We start from the raw sequence: 20,346 nt of genomic DNA on the forward strand, positions 1-20,346 counted from the left end.
TAAAAGGAGTTCTCTATGAGTATCCATGATAAATTAAAACGAGTTCGTAAGCCTCGCGTACACATCACTTATGATGTGGAAACTGAAGGCACTGCAGTAAAAAAAGAATTACCATTTGTTGTTGGTGTTATGGGCGACTTCTCTGGTGATAACACAGAAGCATTAAAACCACTTAAAGATAGACGATTTGTGCAAATAGATCGTGAAAACTTTAATGATGTTTTAAAGCGCATGAGCCCTTCACTAAAATTATTAGTTGATAATACGCTTAATGATGATGGTTCTGAATTTGAAGTAAAACTTAACTTTAAATCGATTGATGACTTTGAACCAGCAGCTGTTGTAAATCAGGTTGAGCCATTACGTAAATTAATGGAAACACGCAACAAGTTACGCGATTTAATGACTAAGATTGACCGCTCAGAAGAATTAGAAAACGTGCTTGAAGAAGTACTAAGCAACACAGCAAGCTTAGATACAATCGCAAAAGAGCTTAAAATAGAGGAGACTGAAAAATGAGTACAGAGCAACTAAGTACTGAATTAGAGTCTACCTCAGAAGCAACGTCTTCACTATTAGAGCAAGCTATTGGCGCAACTAAGCAAACCGATGCAAGCCGTGCAGAAGAGTTACTTAAAACACTGACAGAAGAAGCCTTAAAAGGGACTGTTCAGTGGAACAAAAACATGACAGTGACGTTTAATGAAGCAATTCAATTAATCGATCAAAAGATCTCAAAACAGCTAAGTGTAGTAATGCACAGCGAAGAGTTTCAAAAGTTAGAAGGCTCTTGGCGTGGATTGCACCATTTAGTAATGAATTCTGAGACAAGCTCTACACTTAAAATTCGTATGCTAAATATGAAGAAAAAAGAACTTCATAAAGATTTGAGCAAAGCTGTTGAGTTTGACCAAAGCCAAACATTCAAAAAAATCTATGAGTCTGAGTTTGGTACTCCAGGTGGCGAACCATACGGTACTATCGTTGGTGACTTTGAGTTTACGAACCACCCTGAAGATGTTGAAACATTAAGTCTAATGTCTAATGTTGCAGCCGCTGGTTTCTGTCCATTTATTGCAGCTTCATCGCCATCATTATTTGGTTTTGATAACTGGGAAGAGCTAACCAAACCACGTGATTTAGAAAAAGTATTCGAATCTCTAGAGTACACTAAGTGGCGTTCATTCAGAGACAGCGATGATTCGCGTTTTGTTTCATTAACTATGCCTCGTTTCTTATCTCGCCTACCTTATGGTGCGGCTTCTAAACCAGTTGAAGAATTTAACTATGAAGAGTTTGAAGTTGAACCAAAAGATGGCCGTTCAGTAAGTACTGATAACAGTGATTACTGTTGGAGTAATGCAGCCTACGCTATGGCAACAAATATGACCAAAGCATTTGCTCAATACGGTTTCTGTACTGCAATACGTGGTGCTGAAGGCGGCGGTAAAGTAGAAGGTCTTCCTACGCATATCTTCACAAGTGATGATGGCGATCCAGATCTTAAATGCCCAACTGAAATTGGCATTACAGATCGTCGTGAAGCTGAATTAAGCAAGTTAGGTTTCTTGCCTCTTTGTCATTACAAAAATACAGATTATGCAGTATTTTTTGGTGGACAAAGCTGTCAAAAACCACAAATTTATTCAACTCCAGATGCCACAGCTAATGCGGCAATATCTGCACGTCTACCTTACCTTATGGCAACGTCTCGCTTTGCTCATTACCTAAAAGTAATGGCGCGTGATAAAATTGGTAGCTTTATGGAAGCTGAAGACGTTGAGTCTTGGTTAAACCGCTGGATCCTTTCGTATGTAAATGCGACTGAGGGTGGTGGTCAAGATATCAGAGCACGTTATCCTCTAGCAGATGCAAAAGTATCAGTTAAGGAAATTCCAGGTCAACCAGGTGCATATAATGCAGTTGCATGGTTACGACCTTGGCTACAAATGGAAGAGCTTACTTCTTCTTTACGCCTTGTAGCTAAAATTCCAGAGATCGGTTAATTAACTGATCTCGAGCGTTAAGGATAATGCAGTAGAATGAATCACGAAGAGTTTTCATTTATAAATCAAGACTACGCTTTTGTACAAAAAGCGCAGTCTAGAATAAGTGATAATGAGGCTTTACTCGATAGGTTTTTAAACGAAAAAAACCTAGATAAAGCCTTGTTGTTATGGCTTGAAGGCTCTTCAGATTCACCTATATCTTGGACTAAAGAATCACTTGGTCCTTATTTACAGCGCGTAATTGTTGAACTCGATCAACTCATTTCAGAACAATTAAACCTCATAATTCATAATGATAGATTTCAAAAGTTAGAAGCCAGTTGGCGTAATCTTTGGTGGCTGATACTTCAAAGCGAACAATACGACAAAGAAAATAAAGTAAAAATAAAAGTATTGAACTGCGATTGGGCAACACTCTCTAAAGATGTAAACAAAGCTATTGATTTTGACCAAAGCCTATTTTTTCAACTACTTTATCAAAGTGAATTTGATAGCGCAGGTGGCGAGCCATTTGGTGTAGTAGTAGGTGATTATGAAATTAGTAACATGTGCTCAGCAGGCACAATTTATAATGACATAGACACAATAAAAGAAATATCTAGAACCGCTGCCGCTGCTTTCTCTCCATTTATTTGCTCAGCTTCTCCTAACTTATTTGGTGCAGATAACTTTTCTGATTTAGGCTATTACGCAGACTTATTTGACCAGTTTGAACAACCCGAATACGCTAAATGGCAGAGCTTTCGAGCGATGGAAGAATCTCGTTTTATTGGGCTTACGCTTCCACATGTATTAGTTAGACCGCCATATAGCAATGATGGAAAACGTCATCAAGATTTTTACTTTAAAGAACAAATTAAAGACCCTGAAAGCGATATGCTTTGGGGCAATGCAGCATATCAATTTGTATCTACCTTAATAAGAGCATATTGCGATAGTGGCTGGTTTGGGCACATTCGCGGTATTGAGCCAGGTAAAATTTCAAAGGGGCTGGTTACAGGGCTTGCGAGAGACAGTTTTGCAAACGACACTTATCAAAAAGAAGCAAAGCCACCACTAAACTTATTAGTAACAAGCAAATTTGAAAAGCAATTTTCTGAACTTGGCTTTATTCCTGCATCATCAGTGACTAATACAGAACACATTGTTTTTTATAGTAATGCATCGGTTCAAAAAACCAAAAACTATGAATCAAGCGCCGCTAATATTAATGCGCGCTTATCTTCAATGCTGCAATATATTTTGTGTGTATCTCGTTTTGCTCACTATTTAAAGCTATTAGCTCGAGACCGTGTCGGCTCTTACAACACGGCACAAGCTTGTGAGCGAGATCTACAAGCGTGGATAAATAATTATACAACGGCTTCAGACTCTGCCTCCGAGCATATAAGAAGTAAGTACCCGTTAAGTAATGCCAGAATAAAAGTCAGTGAAAATAAAGCCAATCCAGGGCATTACTTTTCTGTTTTACAATTACAGCCACATTTTCAATTAGATCAGATGATCTCCAGTATTAAATTAATTACAGAGCTCAGTCCTCATCATAAAATAAAGGAATAGTCATGAAAAAAATACATAGCTTAATTCGCGAGGGGAAACTTACTGATGCATTATCTTGTTGTGCTACAGAGCTTCAAGATGAGCCATTAAACTTTGATATCAGAAGTATTTACGCCGAATTACTTTGCATAAATGGTGAACTTGAAAAAGCCGATAAACAGCTAGATTTCATGGTACAAAAAAATCCAGAATTTGCAGTAGGTGCAGTAAATTTAAGGCACTTAATTCGTGCTCAGCAATCTCGTGTAGATTTTTATCAAGGTAAAGGCATTCCTAAGTTATTTCATGATGCGAATGAGTTAGACACACTATTTTTGAAAATGCATGTTGCTCTGTTAGAAGGCTCAACCGACGAAGCAGCTCAGTTAGCTCAAGAGATGGAGTCTTTAAGAGTTAGCACAGACGATGCATCAACAAGAGATCTTGATGATTGCTTAAACCCGTACCTAGAGGTTTTAGGTACTAATGGTGAGTTTTATCTAGCAAACTTTAACGAAATTGAATCGTTAAAAATGGAGCCAGTAGAATCTTTATTAGAAAGTATTTGGTTACGTGTTGAAATTACAATTAAAGATGGTCCATCAGGTACAGCTCATTTACCACTTGTTTATATTAACTCTGAATCGGAGCTTGAAAAGCTAGGTCAAGTGTCTGACTGGGTTGAGTTAAAAGATGAATTTATTATCGGTAAGGGCATGAAAATGCTGTTTGTTGATGATGAGGCTATCACCATCCCAAATTTAAAAATAAGCTCACTTGAAACAGCATAATTTAAGCTTAAGCAACCATGATAGAGCATAAACAACAGCTTCAAGCATCCATTATAGATAGGCTCATTGACGATGAGCCCGACTTCCAGGATGCGCCATCACGTACCGAAGGCATCACTATTAGTGAGCTTAGAAAAAACGTGCGCAGAGATATTGAAGCTTTGCTAAATGCTCGAATTCAATGGCATACATGGCCAACTCAATACACCGAGCTGGCTACTTCATGTTTGTCTTATGGTTTACCTGACTTTTCGAGTATGTCTGTAAGCTCTCACGAAGGGCGCGCATTACTGTGCGAAACCGTCAGAAATACAATTTTAAAGTTTGAGCCACGGTTTCTTGAAGTAGAAGTTTTTACAGATGAAGAAGTGCCTTTAAACAGAGTATTAAATTTAAGAATAAATGCGCTTTTATACGCCGACCCTGAGCCAGAGTTTATCAGTTTTGATTCAGAAGTAGAGCCCGTGAACTTGGGTATGAAGATTATTGAGGCATCATTATGAACGATGAGTTATTGAAGTATTACAATCGTGAATTAGCATTTGTGCGTCATTTAGGTAAAGACTTTGCTGAAAAATATCCAAAAGTTGCAGGGCGTTTAAAGTTAAGTGAAGATCATATTGAAGACCCTCATGTCTCAAGATTAATAGAATCTTTTGCATTTTTAACTGCCAATATAAGGCAAAAGCTCGACGATAGTTTCCCGGAGTTAACGGATGCTTTGCTAGGGCAAATGCTACCAGATTACCAAGCGCCAATTCCATCAATGTCAGTTGTTAAGCTCGAAGCTGAGAACTTATCTACGGCAGGGGTGGTTATACCAAAGGCAAGTGAAGTAGAAACTAACGTTGACTCAATGAAGCAATGTAAATTTCAAACGTGTTATGAAACCTACCTTTGGCCTGTTGAAATAACAAATGTGCAATTTGATAATAGCCCATTTGTAGCGCCTAAGCCTCGCTGGCAAGAAAAAGCAAAATCTATTTTCAAAATAGAATTAACAGGTGAGTATAAAGGGGTTTCGCTTGCAGAAACCGGCCTTGAAAAATTACGGATTTTTATCAATGGCCAATGGCATCATACACTTAAAGTTTACGAGCTACTATTCAAACATAGTATTGGTATTGCTATAGACAATGGCGATGAAGGTATTAGATATCTGTCAAAAAACCAATTAAAAGCAGTGGGCTTTGATTCTAACGAGGCTGTGGTTCCTTATTCGCAGCGCTCATCTGCCGGATATCGTTTGCTCGTCGAAAATTTTACTTTTCCTGAGAAGTTTAGGTTTTTTGAGCTTGAAGGCATTCTTTCATCACTGCCTAAGCAATCTAATAAATGTAGTATTTATATTTACCTAGATACTGAATCTGCTGAGCTTGAAAAGCAAGTAGATAAAGATATGTTCTTATTAGGCTGTACACCAATAATAAACTTATTTGAACAAGAGCTTGAGCCAATACGACCTGAGATCAGTGAATATGAATATCAGTTAACACCGCGTTATATGGACTCGGAAATATCAGAAGTAATTGGTATATCGGAAGTTATTGCATTTGATCATAAAGGCAATAAACAAATTGTTTCGCCTTTTTATGGTCAAACACATCCTAAATATCATGGACATGATGATTTGTTTTGGCATATTCGTCGAGAAACTGCTTCTTGGGCCGGCGGTTATGTAGAGTCAGGAACCGAAACATTTTTATCGTTAGTTGATGCTACTTTTGAAAATAGTGCGATGGAATATGGTGACGGAAACTCTGTACTTACTGTGCGCGCAAATTGTAGTAATCGCAACCTACCAGCAAGCATGCCATTTGGTGATGACGAACTTGGTTTATTAATGCCTGAGCGCGGCGATGTAATTAAAAAAATTAGATGTTTAACGCCATTTACTCATGCAGTGAGACCTATATTAGCTGATGCAACACGGTGGCAGTTAGTTAATCATTTAACGCTCGATACTTTTAGTGGTGAAGACGCATGTAATAAGCTTAAAGAAGTTTTGCGTTTATACGATTTTAGAGCATCACCACAAACTAAAGGCATGATAGATAATATTTATAGAGTGGTAATAGAGCCCTCAACTGCCCGTGTGATTCAAAAAGGTAAAGTAAGCTTTGCAACAGGCAGCGAAATTGAAATTACATTCGCTAACGATGATTTTTCTGGCAGCGGCATGTTCTTCTTTGCATCAATACTTGATCACTTTTTTGCTCAATTTGCAGCAATAAATAGCTACACGCGTTTAAGTTTAAGGCTTAAAGAGCAAGAACAAATTTATTATCAATGGCCTGCAAGAGTGGGTGACTGTCCGTTATTATGATAAAGCAAATAATCTCACAAGCTTCTCAAATTGACTTTTACAAAGCTGTTTTCATAATTGAAAATCAGCTAAAAAAGCGTGGCTTAGATTATCGACATGTCGGTTACGACAGTAATCCAAAGCAAGAGTTGATTAAGTTTACAGCTACCCAAAAGTTTGGTTATCCAGGTAATGCAATTACCAAATTAGAAGAAACTGGTTTTGAAGACGGTATGCATAAAGTAACTATGCAGGTTTCTTTTATGGGGCTGACGGGGTGTTCAGGCGCTTTACCCCAGTTTTATAGTGAACTTGTGATGCAGCGTTTACGCTATAAAGATACAACCATGCGTGACTTTTACGACATGTTTAATCATCGTTTAGTCTCACTGTATTACCGCGCTTGGAAAAAATATAAGCCTTCGCTTAATCACGTTAATAAAGAAAAAAACAAAGACCCATACACACAAATACTCGGTTTATTAAGTGGTGGCTATAACGAGCACCAACTGCATTTTTCAGGTTTATATAGCCGTAAAATTAGAAATGCATTTGATTTAAAAAATGTACTTTCGTCATACCTAGGTTGTGATGTATCGATCAAACAAATGGTTGGCGAATGGCACGAGTTAAAAGAGCAAGAACAAACCCGTTTAGCAAGCCAGGCTTTATATGAAGGCCAGCACGCCCGTTTAGGTGTTGATACCATGATTGGAAATAAAGTATGGGACGTATCTTCTAATATCGAAATCCACATAAAATCAGATGATCCAGATAAAGCAAAACAACTTTTGCCCAAAGGTCCGCTTTTCGAAATAGCGAATCAAATAACAAAAGACTATGTAGGAAATGCTATTAACTTTCGCTTAGTCATTGAGTCAAATTTTCAAAATTTAGGTGCCGCTAAACTTTCAAAAAATGAGTGTCAGTTAGGCGCTAATAGCTTCTTATCTGTACAAGATAACAAATTAAAATCTAACCCTACTAAGTTATCGTTTAAGGGATAATTAAAATTAAAAGGAAAAAAGTATGTCTTCGATGACACTGAATAAACTAGTTGAAAAACTGAGTCCTGATTGCAGAAAAAGCCTAGAAGGTGCTGTTGCTATATGTAATAGTCGCAGTCATTTCACGGTTGAACTTGAGCATTGGTTACTTGCAATGATTGAGCAGCAATTAGATGATGTTAGACTAATTTTTGGCTCGTTCGATATAGATATTGATAAAGTTCAACAGGATTTAAATCAATCATTAGAGTCGTTTAAAACGGGTAGTGAGTCATCTCCTAGTTTGTCAGTGCATGTTACTAGTCTTCTTAAGCAATCTTGGTTAAGTACCAGCATTGAGTTTACAGATAATCAAATTCGTAGTGCATACGTTATTTATACCCTTACTAAAGACGATACATTATCTAGCTTAGTAACACGTTGTAGTAAGTTATTTAATAAAATAGAGCCTGGTCAATTGCTTCATGCATGGCCTGAAATAGTTGCGCAATCTCAAGAGCGCAACCATTCAGTACAAAATGCGTCAACTCAAGCAAATGTTGGTTCTAAAACTCCAAGTTTAGATCAATTTACTGTTGATTTAACTGCCCAAGCACTCGCTGGAAAAATAGATCCTATCCTTGGTCGTGATTTCGAAATTCGTCAAATGGTTGATATTTTAACCAGACGCCGCCAAAACAACCCAATTTTAACTGGTGAGGCGGGCGTAGGTAAAACAGCAGTCGTTGAAGGGCTAGCATTAAGAATTGCTCAAAAAGACGTACCTGCTGTATTACAAAATGTAAAAATTCACAGCTTAGATTTAGCACTATTACAAGCTGGTGCAGGTATGAAAGGGGAATTTGAAAATCGCCTTAAATCGCTTATCAATGAAGTAAAAAATGCGGTAAATCCGGTTATTTTGTTTATTGATGAAGCACATACCATGATTGGTAGCGGCGGTGCAGCGGGTCAAAATGATGCGGCAAATCTATTAAAGCCTGCTTTAGCGCGTGGTGAATTACGCACAATAGCTGCAACTACTTGGGCTGAATACAAAAAGTTTTTTGAGAAAGACGCCGCATTAACACGCCGCTTCCAAGTTGTAAAAGTTGAAGAGCCAACCCCTGAAAAAGCGGTGGCAATGTTACGAGGCTTAGTGCCTGTAATGGAAAAACACCACAAGGTGTTTATATCTGAGCAAGCACTTGAAGGCGCGGTGCATTTATCACATCGTTACATTACTGCAAGGCAGCTACCAGATAAAGCCGTTGCATTACTAGATACAGCTTGTGCACGTGTTGCAATGAGCCAAGCATCTACTCCAAATACTATAGAGCAGCTTGTAAATCGCTTAAGCGAAATAGAAACACAAGTAAAAATGCTTAACAGAGAGCAAAAAACGGGTTTAGATCATTCTCACCAGCTAGACACATTAAAAGCAGAGCTAATTACAATTGAAGAGCGATTAGCGCCGTTAAATGAGCAATTTAGTGCTGAAAAAGAAATTGTAGCTGAGCTTAATCAAGCTTTAGAGCTTATTAACTCTCAAGATGAAGAGTCATCACAAGAAATACTCGATAAGCTAAGACTTAGTAAAGAGAAGCTAGCCTCTTTTGAACATAATATGGTTCATTGGCAGGTTAACGAAGAGCTTATAGCGCAAGTTATTTCAGATTGGACAGGGATACCTGTTGGCAAAATGCATGAAGATGAAATACATGGCATTTTAAATTTAGCACAGCAAATGAAGCAACGAGTTGTAGGGCAAGACCACTCTCTTGATTTAATAGCTAAAGTTGTTCAAACATCTCGTGCTCAGCTAGCAGATGAAAGCCGTCCTAACGGTATATTTATGTTAGCAGGGCCAAGCGGTGTGGGTAAAACAGAAACTGCACTTTCGCTAGCCCAAGAAGTGTATGGTAGTGAAGAAAACGTCACGGTAATTAACATGTCAGAGTTTAAAGAAGAACATAAAGTTTCTTTATTACTTGGCTCTCCTCCAGGGTATGTAGGTTACGGTGAAGGAGGAATATTAACCGAGGCTGTAAGAAGAAAGCCATACAGTGTTGTACTTTTGGATGAGATGGAAAAAGCACACCCAGGCGTACAAGATATTTTTTATCAAGTATTTGATAAAGGTACAATTAAAGACGGTGAAGGCCGCGATATCGACTTTAAAAACACAATTATTATTATGACCTCAAACGTGGGCACAGATACCACAATGAGCTTGTTTGAAGACGAAGAAAGTAAACCAAGCATCAAAGGTTTATTAAAGGCATTACAAGATGATTTACTTGCTTCATTTAAACCGGCATTTTTAGGTCGTATTAATGTAATTCCTTACATTCCATTAAGTGACAATATTCTTACTGAAATTGCCGCTATTCAAATAAATAAAATAATTAAACGTGTTAAAAAACACTACAATGCCGAGTTAATTTATAATGACGATGTAATTGAATATATTATTGCTAATTGCCAAAATGCAGGCTCAGGTGCACGTAATATTCACACTATACTTCAAAATAGAGTGCTGCCATTGTTGTCTGAGGTTTTACTTTCTAGCATGATTGACGACAAAGAAATTAATAGTATATCGCTATTAGTAAAAGATAATGAATTTGAACTAGAGCTGAATTAAAGGTTAATTAAAGTTAATTTGAAATAACTTGTTATTAAGGTTGTTTCTTTAGTTTGAGGGCATTATAATTTTGGTGCCTGATATCACTACATGGAATTTTTGAGACATTGTCTTCATCTAAGGAAAGGAATCAGAAGGCCTTTTCATTGCTGTATTAAAGATAATGGTTTCAAAGGAATTTTGGTATATACCAAAGTAAAGAATCCAGTATTAATGGATAACATTGTTTAATAAAAAGGAGCATTATCAAATGCAAGCAAATACATATTTAAAATACGGTTCAATCAAAGGCGAAACTACTGCTGAGTCTTTCAAAGATTTAATTACAGTTTTATCTCTTGATTGGAATGTAAGTCGCGAAATTAGCTCAGCTACTGGTACAGCGATGGACCGTGAGTCAAGCTCTACTCGCCTTGGTGACGTAACAATCACTAAACTTCAAGATAAAGCATCTCCGGATCTTTTCAAAGAAGCGACAATCGGTAAAGGTTTACCAGCTGTTTTCCATATCACTAAGCAAGGTGATAAGGTTGAAGAAATCATGAAAATCGAACTTACAGATGCAATGATTTCTAGCTACTCAGTTTCAGTACAAAATGATCGTCCAATCGAAACAATCACTATCAGCTACACAGAAATGATGATGACTGTTACTCCAACAGACGACAAAAATAACATTACTGCTCCTCTTGTATACGGTTACAGCGGTGTTAAAGGTCAACAAATGTAATATTTGTTACCTTATAATGGCTCTGGGCATTGCTCAGAGCTTTTTTTGATCTTTAGGACGGGAAAAGCAAGGAATGCAAAAAGCAACACAAGATAAAAACGTAATTCAAATTAGCACCCCTGTTGGTAAAGATGCCCTCTATTTAACTCGTTTTGTTGCCCAAGAGGCAATGTCTGATTTGTTTGTTATGTCTGCCAATATGTACACTATTGGAAAACAAATCGCTCACGAAGACTTAGTGGGTAAACCTGTATCTATTAAAGTAAAAAATGCAGATGGCGGTGGTGAGCGTTACTACCACGGCATTGTTAGTCATTTGGTTTCAAATGGCAGCCGTACGGCTGATGTTGACGAGCAAAAAAATTATATAGATTATCAAGCGACGATAGTTCCATTCGCAGCTTCAATGCGCAATCGTAAAAATAGCCGCATTTTTCAAAAGAAAACAATTAAAGAAATATTTGCTGATTTATTTGGCCAACACAATGTTGCCTTTAGCGATAAAACCAGTAAAACCTACCCTAAATATGAATATTGTGTTCAGTATCAAGAATCTGATTTTGATTTTATTCAGCGCTTATTCCAACAAGAAGGTATATTTTACTTTTTTGAACACTCAAACAGTAACCATACGCTTGTATTAGCTGATGATATTACGGCTTACGAAGTATGTAATGAGGGCAAAGTTGTATTTTCAACTGGCCATTTAAGCGAATCACACGTATCGCGCTGGCAAGGTGGCTTAAGCATTGCCCCTGGTAGTTTTAAACGTGTTGGTTACGACTTTAAACAGCCATCACGATACCCAGATGGCGAGCAAGCAAACGCTGAACTTCCTACTCAATCGGTCTCTGAAATTTTTGAATACACGGGCGAGCAAGAGTGCCATCCGCGCGCTGCTAATCTAGCGTCTGTGCAGCTAGAGTCACTGCAAAGAGATATGAAGCTTTCTAGTGGGCGCAGTGATTGCCGCTCATTTACTGTAGGTAAGTTATTTAGTTTTAAAAAGCACGAAGACCCACGTCTTGAAGGTAAAACATTTGTTATTACCTCTATGATGACTTCAATTACAGTACCCAACCAATCAGGTTCGCAGCAGTCATCGGTAGAAGAAGTTTATTCAAATCACTTTGAATGTGTCCCAAAAGAAATCCCTTACAGAGCACAAATAAATAAGAAAAAGCCTGTAATAAACGGGGTCCAAACGGCAATCGTAACTGGCGACAGCGCTGATGAAATTATGATTGACCAATATGGTCGTGTAAAAGTGCAATTTGATTGGGACAGAGAAGGCAAAAAAGATTCTAAAAGTTCGTGTTGGATCCGCGTTGCCCAAAACTGGGCTGGTAAAAAGTGGGGGGCTTTTTTCTTCCCTCGCGTTGGCCAAGAAGTACTTGTGGATTTTATAAATGGCGACCCAGATCAACCTATAATAAGTGGGGCCGTGTATAACGCAGACTTAATGCCTCCGTATGCATTACCGGCAGAAAAAACGCAAAGCGGCATAAAAACGCGTTCTACAAAAGAAGGCGGAGCAGATAATTTTAACGAGCTTAGGTTTGAAGATAAAAAAGGCAGTGAGCTGGTTTATCTTCAAGCAGAAAAAGACAAGCAGCTCTATGTTAAAAACGATCAAAACGATAAGACAGATCACGACCACAACATTGAAATTGGCAACGACAGAAAAACAGATATTGCTAACAACGATACCCTTAATGTTGCTAAAAATCGTATTGCCGAAATGGGCGAAAACGATACCTTAAAAGTAGGTAAAACATTAAATATAGAAGCGGGTGATGAAATAGTTATTAAAACAGGCTCTGCACAAATTAAAATGAGCAGTAGTGGTAATATAACTATTGAAGGCACTAACATAAATATTAAAGGTAGTAATGTTAAAGTTGACGGCAGTGCTATTACTTTATCAGCTGGAATGATTAAATTAAATTAGTGCAAATATGGAAATAATAAATAGCTTTCATTCAGGACTTAGAAACGGCATTAATAATAACGGATATGTTGTATATTGCCGTTATGGGCTTGCGCATTTAATATGTTTGCCAATTAATAGGCCAGACGATCCATTGCTAAATCCAGCATTAAGTCACCTAAAAGCAATGAATGGTTATTACGCTGGTCAGTTTTTAAATAATTTACACCCAGTATTAAATAGTGAAGATGTTGTGTCGGGATTATACCAATATGCTATGCAAAGCCCTGTTGCACTTTCAGATTATTCTCAAAGTGAATTAATAGAGTGTTTATCTCTATTAGTGGCGCACAGCAAGTTATTAATTATCCCTTTATTTGATTAGTTTTATTTAAAAATATAAACAGACAAGGAGTCTTTATGGGCAAGCCCGCAGCTACAATTGGTCACATGCATGTGTGTCCCAAAACAACCGGCACAGTGCCGCATGTAGGCGGCCCTGTAGTTATTGGTTCAACTAATGTCTTAATTGGTGGAATGCCTGCTGCGCGTAAAGGCGACATGATGGTGTGTATTGGCCCACCAGATAGTATTAAATCGGGTTCTGGCTCGGTTAAAATTAACGGTAAGCCTGCAGCTAGAATGGGTGATGACAGCTCCCACGGCGGTAAAATTGTTGTTGGCAACCCTACAGTATTAATAGGTGGCTAACTTTGCTATCTACATACCTAAGTAATCATAAAGCGCAACTGCTAGCAATTAGTGAAGCACAATATTGCCCTTTTACATGCGTAGGTTTTATTAAAACGCTTAAAACAAAGCTATTAGAAGCATGTTGGTTAACGGCTAAGAAAAATAACGTCCCACAAAAATTTAGCCAGCCAGATTTAGTGCAATTAATCACTTTTTTACAAAGTGACCCCAATATTGATTCCACTGCACAAGCATGCGTTGAGGTAATGGCTAATTTGCCTCAAAACATTAACTTAGCGTTTATTAACGCTTTAATGAACGAGCCTACCTTACATAGCCTAACTAAATTAATTATTTATAAAGTTCTATTACAACAACATAGCTTGAATTTAATCGCTTATATTGACTTAAAAACTTTGTGCTTTGCATTAACCACTGACAAAGAGTCACTTGAGCATTTACAGCCAGCGTTGGAGCAAAATTTATTAATAAGTAGCCAAGCCAAAAATACCGATGTAATAAATACGTTTAAACACATATGCAATGCCGGGCTTATTAATTCTCCGTTAATGTCGCTTTTTTTATTATCACTCAGTTGGGAGCAGGTGAATGTAGTTGGCAACCATGCAAGCAATACTTTAACGGTTGACCAAACCATGCAGGTATTACTGCAAAGTAGCTTTGCAAAATTAATTCCATTAGCTAATACTTTTTTAAATAAAGTTGAAGAACCATGTACCATTATTGCTTTAATAAGGCGCTTGCTTGGCGATAAGCTTGATTTATTAGTGAGCTTTGAAACACAACTGCAAGCATGGCAAGGTGATGAGTTATCGTGTAGTGAATTTAAGCGTCAGTTACACACTAACTGGCCAAAGTTTGAGGGCGAGCTTTCATCTTCGCGCTTAATAGCAGGTAAAGCGCTAAATACTAAGTTAAATGCTATAGAAATGTCTGCTATGGATAGCTATAGCCAAGCTGTATTTAATTTATATAGCTACTACCAGCACGCTACTGCTAAAAAGTTAGCTGCGGAGGCCGTGTTGTGAGTGCTTTTAATATTAATATGGAGTGTTTTTTAGCGCCATTTTCTCAAGACATAGATGAGCTTTTATACGGCGAAGAGTCTGCATCAAATGAGTTTAAAGAATGGCAATCGTGGAATGCATGCATTTACGATTGCATATTAAAAGCAAAAGAATTATTTGCAAAAGTTGAAGACCTACAAGCGCCTTTGGTTTGGTTGCTTCCTGCGCTTGAATACCAAGGCGAGCTTAAGCAACTTTTGGCAAATAGTTTAAAACAGTTATTTCCACAGCATGTAAGTCATATTTTGTTTTATGGTGCTACAGGCGCTAATGCAATGATTGAACTTGTGCAAAAAAATCAGTGGAAAAAGGTTAACGTACTTGCAGTAGACGCTACACACAAAGCAAACATAAACGGTGAATATGCCTATCAAGGTGTTGGTGGTGCATTTGCAACTGTTACAGCGGTTAAAACTGGTTGGATGCAACAAAGCCACGAACTGGCTCCATCTGTAGATTTTATAAAGCATAACCAATTAAGTGGGATTTTTTCTAACATTGCGCTTAATAGTAAAAAACAAATAGATTTTATATGTGCGCCAGGTAATGGCGTAAACCACGAAAGCGATGTGTGGTTAACAAATTTACAATTGCTCAGTAATTTAATTAGTGAGCATACACATTATGAATTACCTAATTACAAATTAGGTAAAATTGGTGCGCTTGAAGGACTCGTCAATTTATATCAATTGACCTCAAGCCCGGCTATTGTAAATCACTTTAAACACGCGTTAGTGATTTCTCAAGAACAATCAAAATACCAGGCCGCAGCATCATACTTATGGATAAGTGAGGAAGTACACAACTAATGCAAAGTAATACAGTTGTTTTACAAGGAACAAGTTACCCCATTTGCCTCGTTGCTGGTACTGCAAAAGCACCTGCAGGTTACGAAGCTGTTGTAACAAATACCAATGAAAGTGCGAACCGATTAGTTGATCAAGTTAGTGAAACGCTCACAAATGATCCCTCTAAACGGATTGACACTATTAATCTACTTATAAGTATAGGTATTGATGCATCTAAAGCAGACGACCAACGTAAAACCGCTAACTCGCTTATTAAAGCAATTGCTGCAGGGACTATTAAGTGTTTTCGTGAAAAAGTTAAGTATTCTATTCAAGTTAGTGATAATACTAATAGTAGCTCGGAGGATGAAAACTCTAACAAAAAATCTAAGACAACCGCATCGGGGAAAAGTGCATCACAAGCACCTGTAAAAAACACGGGTGGTGCGATTAATAACACCGCAAGCGAAGAGCCAATTATAAATCAAGAGTGCCGTTCAGATCCGGTATCAATGCTGTCGGGCGAAGAAATTCTCCCGCTTATCGACTTTACCCTAGCAGGCAGCCGCCAATTAGTGTGGCGACGTTTGTATCGCTCATCTCATGCTGATGTGTGCACAACAATGGGTAATGGATGGCGCCATGACTTTATGGCAAGCCTTACAGAGCATTACTTGCCGCCGCCAAAAGTGGGTCCTAAGCAAAAAGGCACCTACTGGTTAGAGTACCAAGACGAGCATGGCGCTAAACATAAATTTGAAAAGGTAAAACCTGGCCAATCAAGCTATCAGCTAAGTAGTAACCTTGCGCTACATTACCAAACAAATGGTAAGCAAGTACTTGTAACGCCAGACGACCAACACCTTACCTTTAAACCAGGCGAAAGCGCATGGTTGCTTGAAAAAATAATTAACGAAAAAGGCCAAAGCATCGCGTTTTATTACGATGCGAAAGAGCGCCTACACCGTATAGAAGTAAACAAAGTACGTGGCTGTATTATTAGCTACAACGCGCAAGGTTTATTAAGCAAAATAGCAGCGTACTGCACCGATAAGAACAACAAACAGCAATTGCTATCGCCATTGCTTGCAAGCTATGAGTACGACGAAAACAAAAACCTTGTTCAGTCTACTAATCAGCAAAACGAAACTGAGCGCTACGCCTACAACGCCGCTAATTTATTAACAAAGCGTACCCGAGCCAGTGGCTTTAGCCATCATTTTGAGTGGGATAGCTACTCACCTAGCGCTAAATGTATAAAGCAATGGGGCGATAACAATACCTATACTTACCAGTTTGAATATAACTTAGAGGCTGGAGAGACAACCTGTATAGACTCACGCGGTCATAAAGAGCACTTTGTACATAACGCACAAGGTAAGCTGGTAAAACATACCGACCCTAATGGCAATATTTGGCAATATACATACAATGCGCAAGGGCAAAAGCTCAGTGAAATAAAGCCAGATAGCAGTACAACGCGCTATAGCTACACACCTTTCGGCCAGTTAGAAACAATAACACAGCCAGATGGTAACCAAACCCATTTTGCCTACAACCAACTTGGGCAACGTGTATTAACTACCCTACCTGATGGTCAAACCATTACGCGTAAATACAGTGTAGCTGGCTTATTACAAAGCGAAACCTTTGGCGATGGCCGCACCACGTTATACAGCTACGATAAGCTTGGCCAGTTAACACAACACATAAACAAAAACGGCCAAATCACCAAGTTTATTTGGAACGAGCAAGGCGAGCTGCTAGCAAAACACCTAAACGATGAGCTAATACGTTACAGCTACGACAGCTTAGGCCGCGTAAATGCCACACTTAATAACGCAGGCTTACTCACTCAATATAAATACAATGAGCACGGCCAACTTACACAAACCATTGCCTTTGATGAAAAAGAGCCTGAAAATAAACAGCATCAATATTTTAGCTACGACGAAGCAGGGCGATTAATTAGCTCGCAAAACAGCAAAGGCGATACCACAGAGCAACACTTTGAAGGGCTAAGCCAACCGCATTGTGTTATTCAGCCTGATGGCAGCGCACTGCATTTAACGTACGACAAAGAGCGAAACTTAACAGCCATCGAGCGAAGCGACGGCCACGTATACCGCATAAGTTACGACGCTAACGAAAACCCAACACAAATAACCGGGTTTGATGGCACGCTACAGCAATATAAGTACGATGCTTGTAATCGCTTAGCCTCAGTAACGCAAAGTAATAAACGCCATGTAAAAATAGAGCGCGACAGCCTTGGCCGCGTAACTGCGCAGCATGCAAGCCTTGCAAGCGACTCACATATCGTTAATAACGCCAATTACTACAGCTACACAAAGCAAGGTAAAATTGCGCGTGCACATAATGCGCAATCAACACTTAAACAAACGTTTGATAAAGGCGGCAGGCTACTGTGCGCCGAGCAAGTAAATAACCAGCAACAAGCGCATACTTTAAAATACAGTTATGACGAATACGGCAGACGGCAATCACTTACTCTGCCAGATTCAACCACGCTTAAATACAGCTACAACCACTTTGGCCAGCTAAGCGGCATTAACTTACTGCAAACCAATAGCAAAGAGATTGAGCTCGCAAAGCCGCTTGTAACATTAAGCTACGACAGCCAAGGTAATATTAAAACCCAGCAGTTTTGTAACAGCATAACCCTTACTCAACAGTTTGATGTATTTAATCGTTTAACGCAGCAACAGCTTACACACCCAGCGCAAACACTATTCGATACCTGTACGTACAATTACGACAGCGTAAACCAGCTGATTGCCCGTAAAAACGAAGGTGTAAGCAGTCAAAACATCAACTTTGAATACAACAGCCTCGGGCAGTTAATACAACAAACTTTAGCAAGCTCACGAGCTGATACAACTACGCATTATAAGTGGGATAGTTTTGGTAACCCAGTTAGCCAGACGGTGCAGTCAAATATAGGCGTTGCAAACACTAAAGATACAGGCGAGCAAGCTACAAAACATAATGCTGCCAATAATGATCATACTGATGCTAGCACTTCTATTGATTTAACGCGCGCCAACCATAACGTATACAGCGATTTAGCGCCAAATAGTAATAAAAATAGCAGCAACGCAGACTCAGTAATAAACAATAAAGGCACTAACAACACGACCATAAACAGTGCTACCGAAGCAGACCGTTTAACACACTTTGGCGACAGCGACTTTTACTACGACGAGTTCGGTAACCAAATACGCGAAACCGGCAAAGGCATTAAAACCCGTCGTGAATACAACGCGTTTAATCAGTTAAGCTGTTTTAACAACAACGGCACGCTTACCCAATACGACTACGACCCATTAGGTCGTCGTATCGCCAAGCACACCGAGCACGGTAAAATTGACTACATTTGGGATAAAGACCAGTTAATCGGCGAATGCCAACACGGTGAATATACCTGGTATATCAACCTGCCGAATCAATTTCACCCAGTTGCGCTGATTAAACAAGGCGAGGTGTACTACTACCACCTAGACCAACTGAATACCCCGCGTTTTGTAACCAACAACAAAGCAGAAGTTGTATGGGAAAATCAAGCAGATGTGTATGGTTATGAAGAACCAGAAGCCGAGTCTGACACTAATAAAGGAAACACCTTCACTCAGCCAATTCGTTTTCAAGGGCAATATTTAGATGAAGAGAGTGGCCTGCATTATAACCGTTATCGCTACTACAGCCCCAAACAGCAACGTTTTATAAACCAAGACCCAATTGGCTTAGTGGGTGGCATAAACCACTATCAATATGCGCCGAACCCGGTGAATTGGGTGGACCCGTTTGGGCTAGAGTGTAAGGAAGGAACTGCCACAATTATAAAAATTGGGCATGGTAAAAACATGCATTTTGCGATTCAGGTTAAAACAATATTCGATACCACTGAAACTCATCAGCATGGTGGCATTGAAGAGGATGGCACAATAACTAATACGCTAATCATCCGTTATGATGAGAAAGACTTTGCAGGGCAATCGATCGAAAAAACGACTATTAAATTACCAAATGCTTTAGCAGCAAGTGACTTACAGAGGCAGCTACTTAGAGAAGGCGACATGGCGCTCGATAGAGCTGATTGGAACCCAGAGAATTTGGACACACCATTATATGATCCTGTTAATCAAAGTTGTTTAACGCATGTATTTGATGTGTTGAAAGCTGGAGGTATTGAGAACGTTCCAGAAAACTCCAACAGTAAAGATCGAAAAGTTCAGTTATTTACAAAAAAACTAATGAAAGGGAAAATTGGGCCACCTGAAAAAACGACACTTGAAAAGCATGTAGAAGCAGTTGCTGCGTATAGAAAGCGTTACGAAGATCGACTGGCTGAATCGATAGGTAAAGGTGATTCTAAGAGAAGGCAAGGTGCTTTTAAAGCTAAGATTACAGAGGCTAAAGGTGAACTTGGTGCTTCCATGTATATGGAAAAAGAGTTTTCAGACCCTCCTCCTCCAGCAAAAATGGAAATGGGCTTTGGCCCGGGTCCTGGAGTCGATCAGGTTTGGGCTAAACGAGACGAAAATGGCAAAGTTATAGAGTACTTTGTTGTTGAAGCTAAAGGCCCTGGTGCGAAATTGTTAACTGGTGCAAAAAAAGGCGACCAGATGACTGACCCGTGGGTTAAAAATAGTTTGAAATCAATGAAAAAGTCAGAAAAATATAAAGAGAAAAACAAACTAGGTAAAGATATTTTAAAAGCTATAAAAAATGATGATCCTAAAGTAACTAAATTAGTAATTGAGGCCAAAGAGGTCGAAGGTAAAATTATTGGTGGAAAGCTTCAGCCTCTTCCATAGGA

The 20,346-nt window shown here is 38.8% G+C and carries 15 protein-coding genes; all 15 read left to right on the forward strand.

Annotated features, from left to right (window positions below; translation table 11 throughout):
- Positions 1-15 precede the first annotated feature (15 nt).
- The gene (gene tssB / locus H5087_RS10055; RefSeq protein WP_024594566.1) at positions 16-519 is read left to right on the forward strand and encodes a type VI secretion system contractile sheath small subunit; all 504 of its coding nucleotides are present in this window, start codon (positions 16-18) and stop codon (positions 517-519) included.
- Complete coding sequence (gene tssC, locus H5087_RS10060; protein ID WP_058547845.1) at positions 516-2,006, forward strand: type VI secretion system contractile sheath large subunit; 1,491 nt, start codon at positions 516-518, stop codon at positions 2,004-2,006. The genes tssB and tssC (H5087_RS10060) overlap by 4 nt, the downstream gene beginning before the upstream one ends.
- Positions 2,007-2,042: 36 nt before the next feature.
- Complete coding sequence (gene tssC, locus H5087_RS10065) at positions 2,043-3,569, forward strand: type VI secretion system contractile sheath large subunit (protein WP_182671930.1); 1,527 nt, start codon at positions 2,043-2,045, stop codon at positions 3,567-3,569.
- 2 nt (positions 3,570-3,571) lie between these two features.
- Positions 3,572-4,339 carry a type VI secretion system accessory protein TagJ gene (locus H5087_RS10070; protein ID WP_182671931.1) on the forward strand — a complete coding sequence of 256 codons (768 nt, stop codon included), beginning with the start codon at positions 3,572-3,574 and terminating at the stop codon, positions 4,337-4,339.
- A gap of 17 nt (positions 4,340-4,356) precedes the next feature.
- Positions 4,357-4,842, forward strand: coding sequence for a type VI secretion system baseplate subunit TssE (tssE, locus tag H5087_RS10075; protein ID WP_024594570.1), 486 nt, complete (start codon positions 4,357-4,359; stop codon positions 4,840-4,842).
- A complete protein-coding gene (gene tssF / locus H5087_RS10080) occupies positions 4,839-6,665 on the forward strand; it encodes a type VI secretion system baseplate subunit TssF (RefSeq protein WP_024594571.1) in 1,827 nt (608 codons plus the stop codon). The genes tssE and tssF overlap by 4 nt, the downstream gene beginning before the upstream one ends.
- Positions 6,662-7,651, forward strand: a complete 990-nt coding sequence (tssG, locus tag H5087_RS10085) for a type VI secretion system baseplate subunit TssG (RefSeq protein WP_182671932.1) — start codon at positions 6,662-6,664, stop codon at positions 7,649-7,651. Before tssF ends, tssG begins: the two co-directional genes overlap by 4 nt.
- A gap of 22 nt (positions 7,652-7,673) precedes the next feature.
- Positions 7,674-10,277, forward strand: coding sequence for a type VI secretion system ATPase TssH (gene tssH / locus H5087_RS10090; protein WP_182671933.1), 2,604 nt, complete (start codon positions 7,674-7,676; stop codon positions 10,275-10,277).
- 250 nt (positions 10,278-10,527) lie between these two features.
- Complete coding sequence (locus H5087_RS10095) at positions 10,528-11,007, forward strand: type VI secretion system tube protein Hcp (protein ID WP_024594574.1); 480 nt, start codon at positions 10,528-10,530, stop codon at positions 11,005-11,007.
- A gap of 73 nt (positions 11,008-11,080) precedes the next feature.
- Positions 11,081-12,958 carry a type VI secretion system Vgr family protein gene (locus H5087_RS10100; RefSeq protein WP_182671934.1) on the forward strand — a complete coding sequence of 626 codons (1,878 nt, stop codon included), beginning with the start codon at positions 11,081-11,083 and terminating at the stop codon, positions 12,956-12,958.
- A 7-nt stretch (positions 12,959-12,965) separates the two neighbouring features.
- Positions 12,966-13,322: a hypothetical protein gene (locus H5087_RS10105; protein ID WP_182671935.1), complete on the forward strand. Its 357-nt coding sequence runs from the start codon at positions 12,966-12,968 to the stop codon at positions 13,320-13,322.
- A 35-nt stretch (positions 13,323-13,357) separates the two neighbouring features.
- Positions 13,358-13,648 carry a PAAR domain-containing protein gene (locus tag H5087_RS10110; protein ID WP_024595244.1) on the forward strand — a complete coding sequence of 97 codons (291 nt, stop codon included), beginning with the start codon at positions 13,358-13,360 and terminating at the stop codon, positions 13,646-13,648.
- 2 nt (positions 13,649-13,650) lie between these two features.
- Positions 13,651-14,679: a hypothetical protein gene (locus tag H5087_RS10115; RefSeq protein ID WP_182671936.1), complete on the forward strand. Its 1,029-nt coding sequence runs from the start codon at positions 13,651-13,653 to the stop codon at positions 14,677-14,679.
- A complete protein-coding gene (locus H5087_RS10120; RefSeq protein ID WP_182671937.1) occupies positions 14,676-15,527 on the forward strand; it encodes a hypothetical protein in 852 nt (283 codons plus the stop codon). Before H5087_RS10115 ends, H5087_RS10120 begins: the two co-directional genes overlap by 4 nt.
- Complete coding sequence (locus tag H5087_RS10125) at positions 15,527-20,344, forward strand: RHS repeat-associated core domain-containing protein (RefSeq protein WP_259397762.1); 4,818 nt, start codon at positions 15,527-15,529, stop codon at positions 20,342-20,344. The genes H5087_RS10120 and H5087_RS10125 overlap by 1 nt, the downstream gene beginning before the upstream one ends.
- Positions 20,345-20,346 lie beyond the last annotated feature (2 nt).

This window comes from Pseudoalteromonas sp. SR43-7, assembly GCF_014163785.1.
Classification (GTDB): Bacteria; Pseudomonadota; Gammaproteobacteria; order Enterobacterales; family Alteromonadaceae; genus Pseudoalteromonas; species Pseudoalteromonas distincta.

What these genes read in the sequence shown, in the direction of transcription:
- tssB (WP_024594566.1), top strand. Translation starts at nt 16, where the DNA reads ATGAGTATCCATGATAAATTAAAACGAGTTCGTAAGCCTCGCGTACAC.
- tssC (WP_058547845.1), top strand. Translation starts at nt 516, where the DNA reads ATGAGTACAGAGCAACTAAGTACTGAATTAGAGTCTACCTCAGAAGCA.
- tssC (WP_182671930.1), top strand. Translation starts at nt 2,043, where the DNA reads ATGAATCACGAAGAGTTTTCATTTATAAATCAAGACTACGCTTTTGTA.
- H5087_RS10070 (WP_182671931.1), top strand. Translation starts at nt 3,572, where the DNA reads ATGAAAAAAATACATAGCTTAATTCGCGAGGGGAAACTTACTGATGCA.
- tssE (WP_024594570.1), top strand. Translation starts at nt 4,357, where the DNA reads ATGATAGAGCATAAACAACAGCTTCAAGCATCCATTATAGATAGGCTC.
- tssF (WP_024594571.1), top strand. Translation starts at nt 4,839, where the DNA reads ATGAACGATGAGTTATTGAAGTATTACAATCGTGAATTAGCATTTGTG.
- tssG (WP_182671932.1), top strand. Translation starts at nt 6,662, where the DNA reads ATGATAAAGCAAATAATCTCACAAGCTTCTCAAATTGACTTTTACAAA.
- tssH (WP_182671933.1), top strand. Translation starts at nt 7,674, where the DNA reads ATGTCTTCGATGACACTGAATAAACTAGTTGAAAAACTGAGTCCTGAT.
- H5087_RS10095 (WP_024594574.1), top strand. Translation starts at nt 10,528, where the DNA reads ATGCAAGCAAATACATATTTAAAATACGGTTCAATCAAAGGCGAAACT.
- H5087_RS10100 (WP_182671934.1), top strand. Translation starts at nt 11,081, where the DNA reads ATGCAAAAAGCAACACAAGATAAAAACGTAATTCAAATTAGCACCCCT.
- H5087_RS10105 (WP_182671935.1), top strand. Translation starts at nt 12,966, where the DNA reads ATGGAAATAATAAATAGCTTTCATTCAGGACTTAGAAACGGCATTAAT.
- H5087_RS10110 (WP_024595244.1), top strand. Translation starts at nt 13,358, where the DNA reads ATGGGCAAGCCCGCAGCTACAATTGGTCACATGCATGTGTGTCCCAAA.
- H5087_RS10125 (WP_259397762.1), top strand. Translation starts at nt 15,527, where the DNA reads ATGCAAAGTAATACAGTTGTTTTACAAGGAACAAGTTACCCCATTTGC.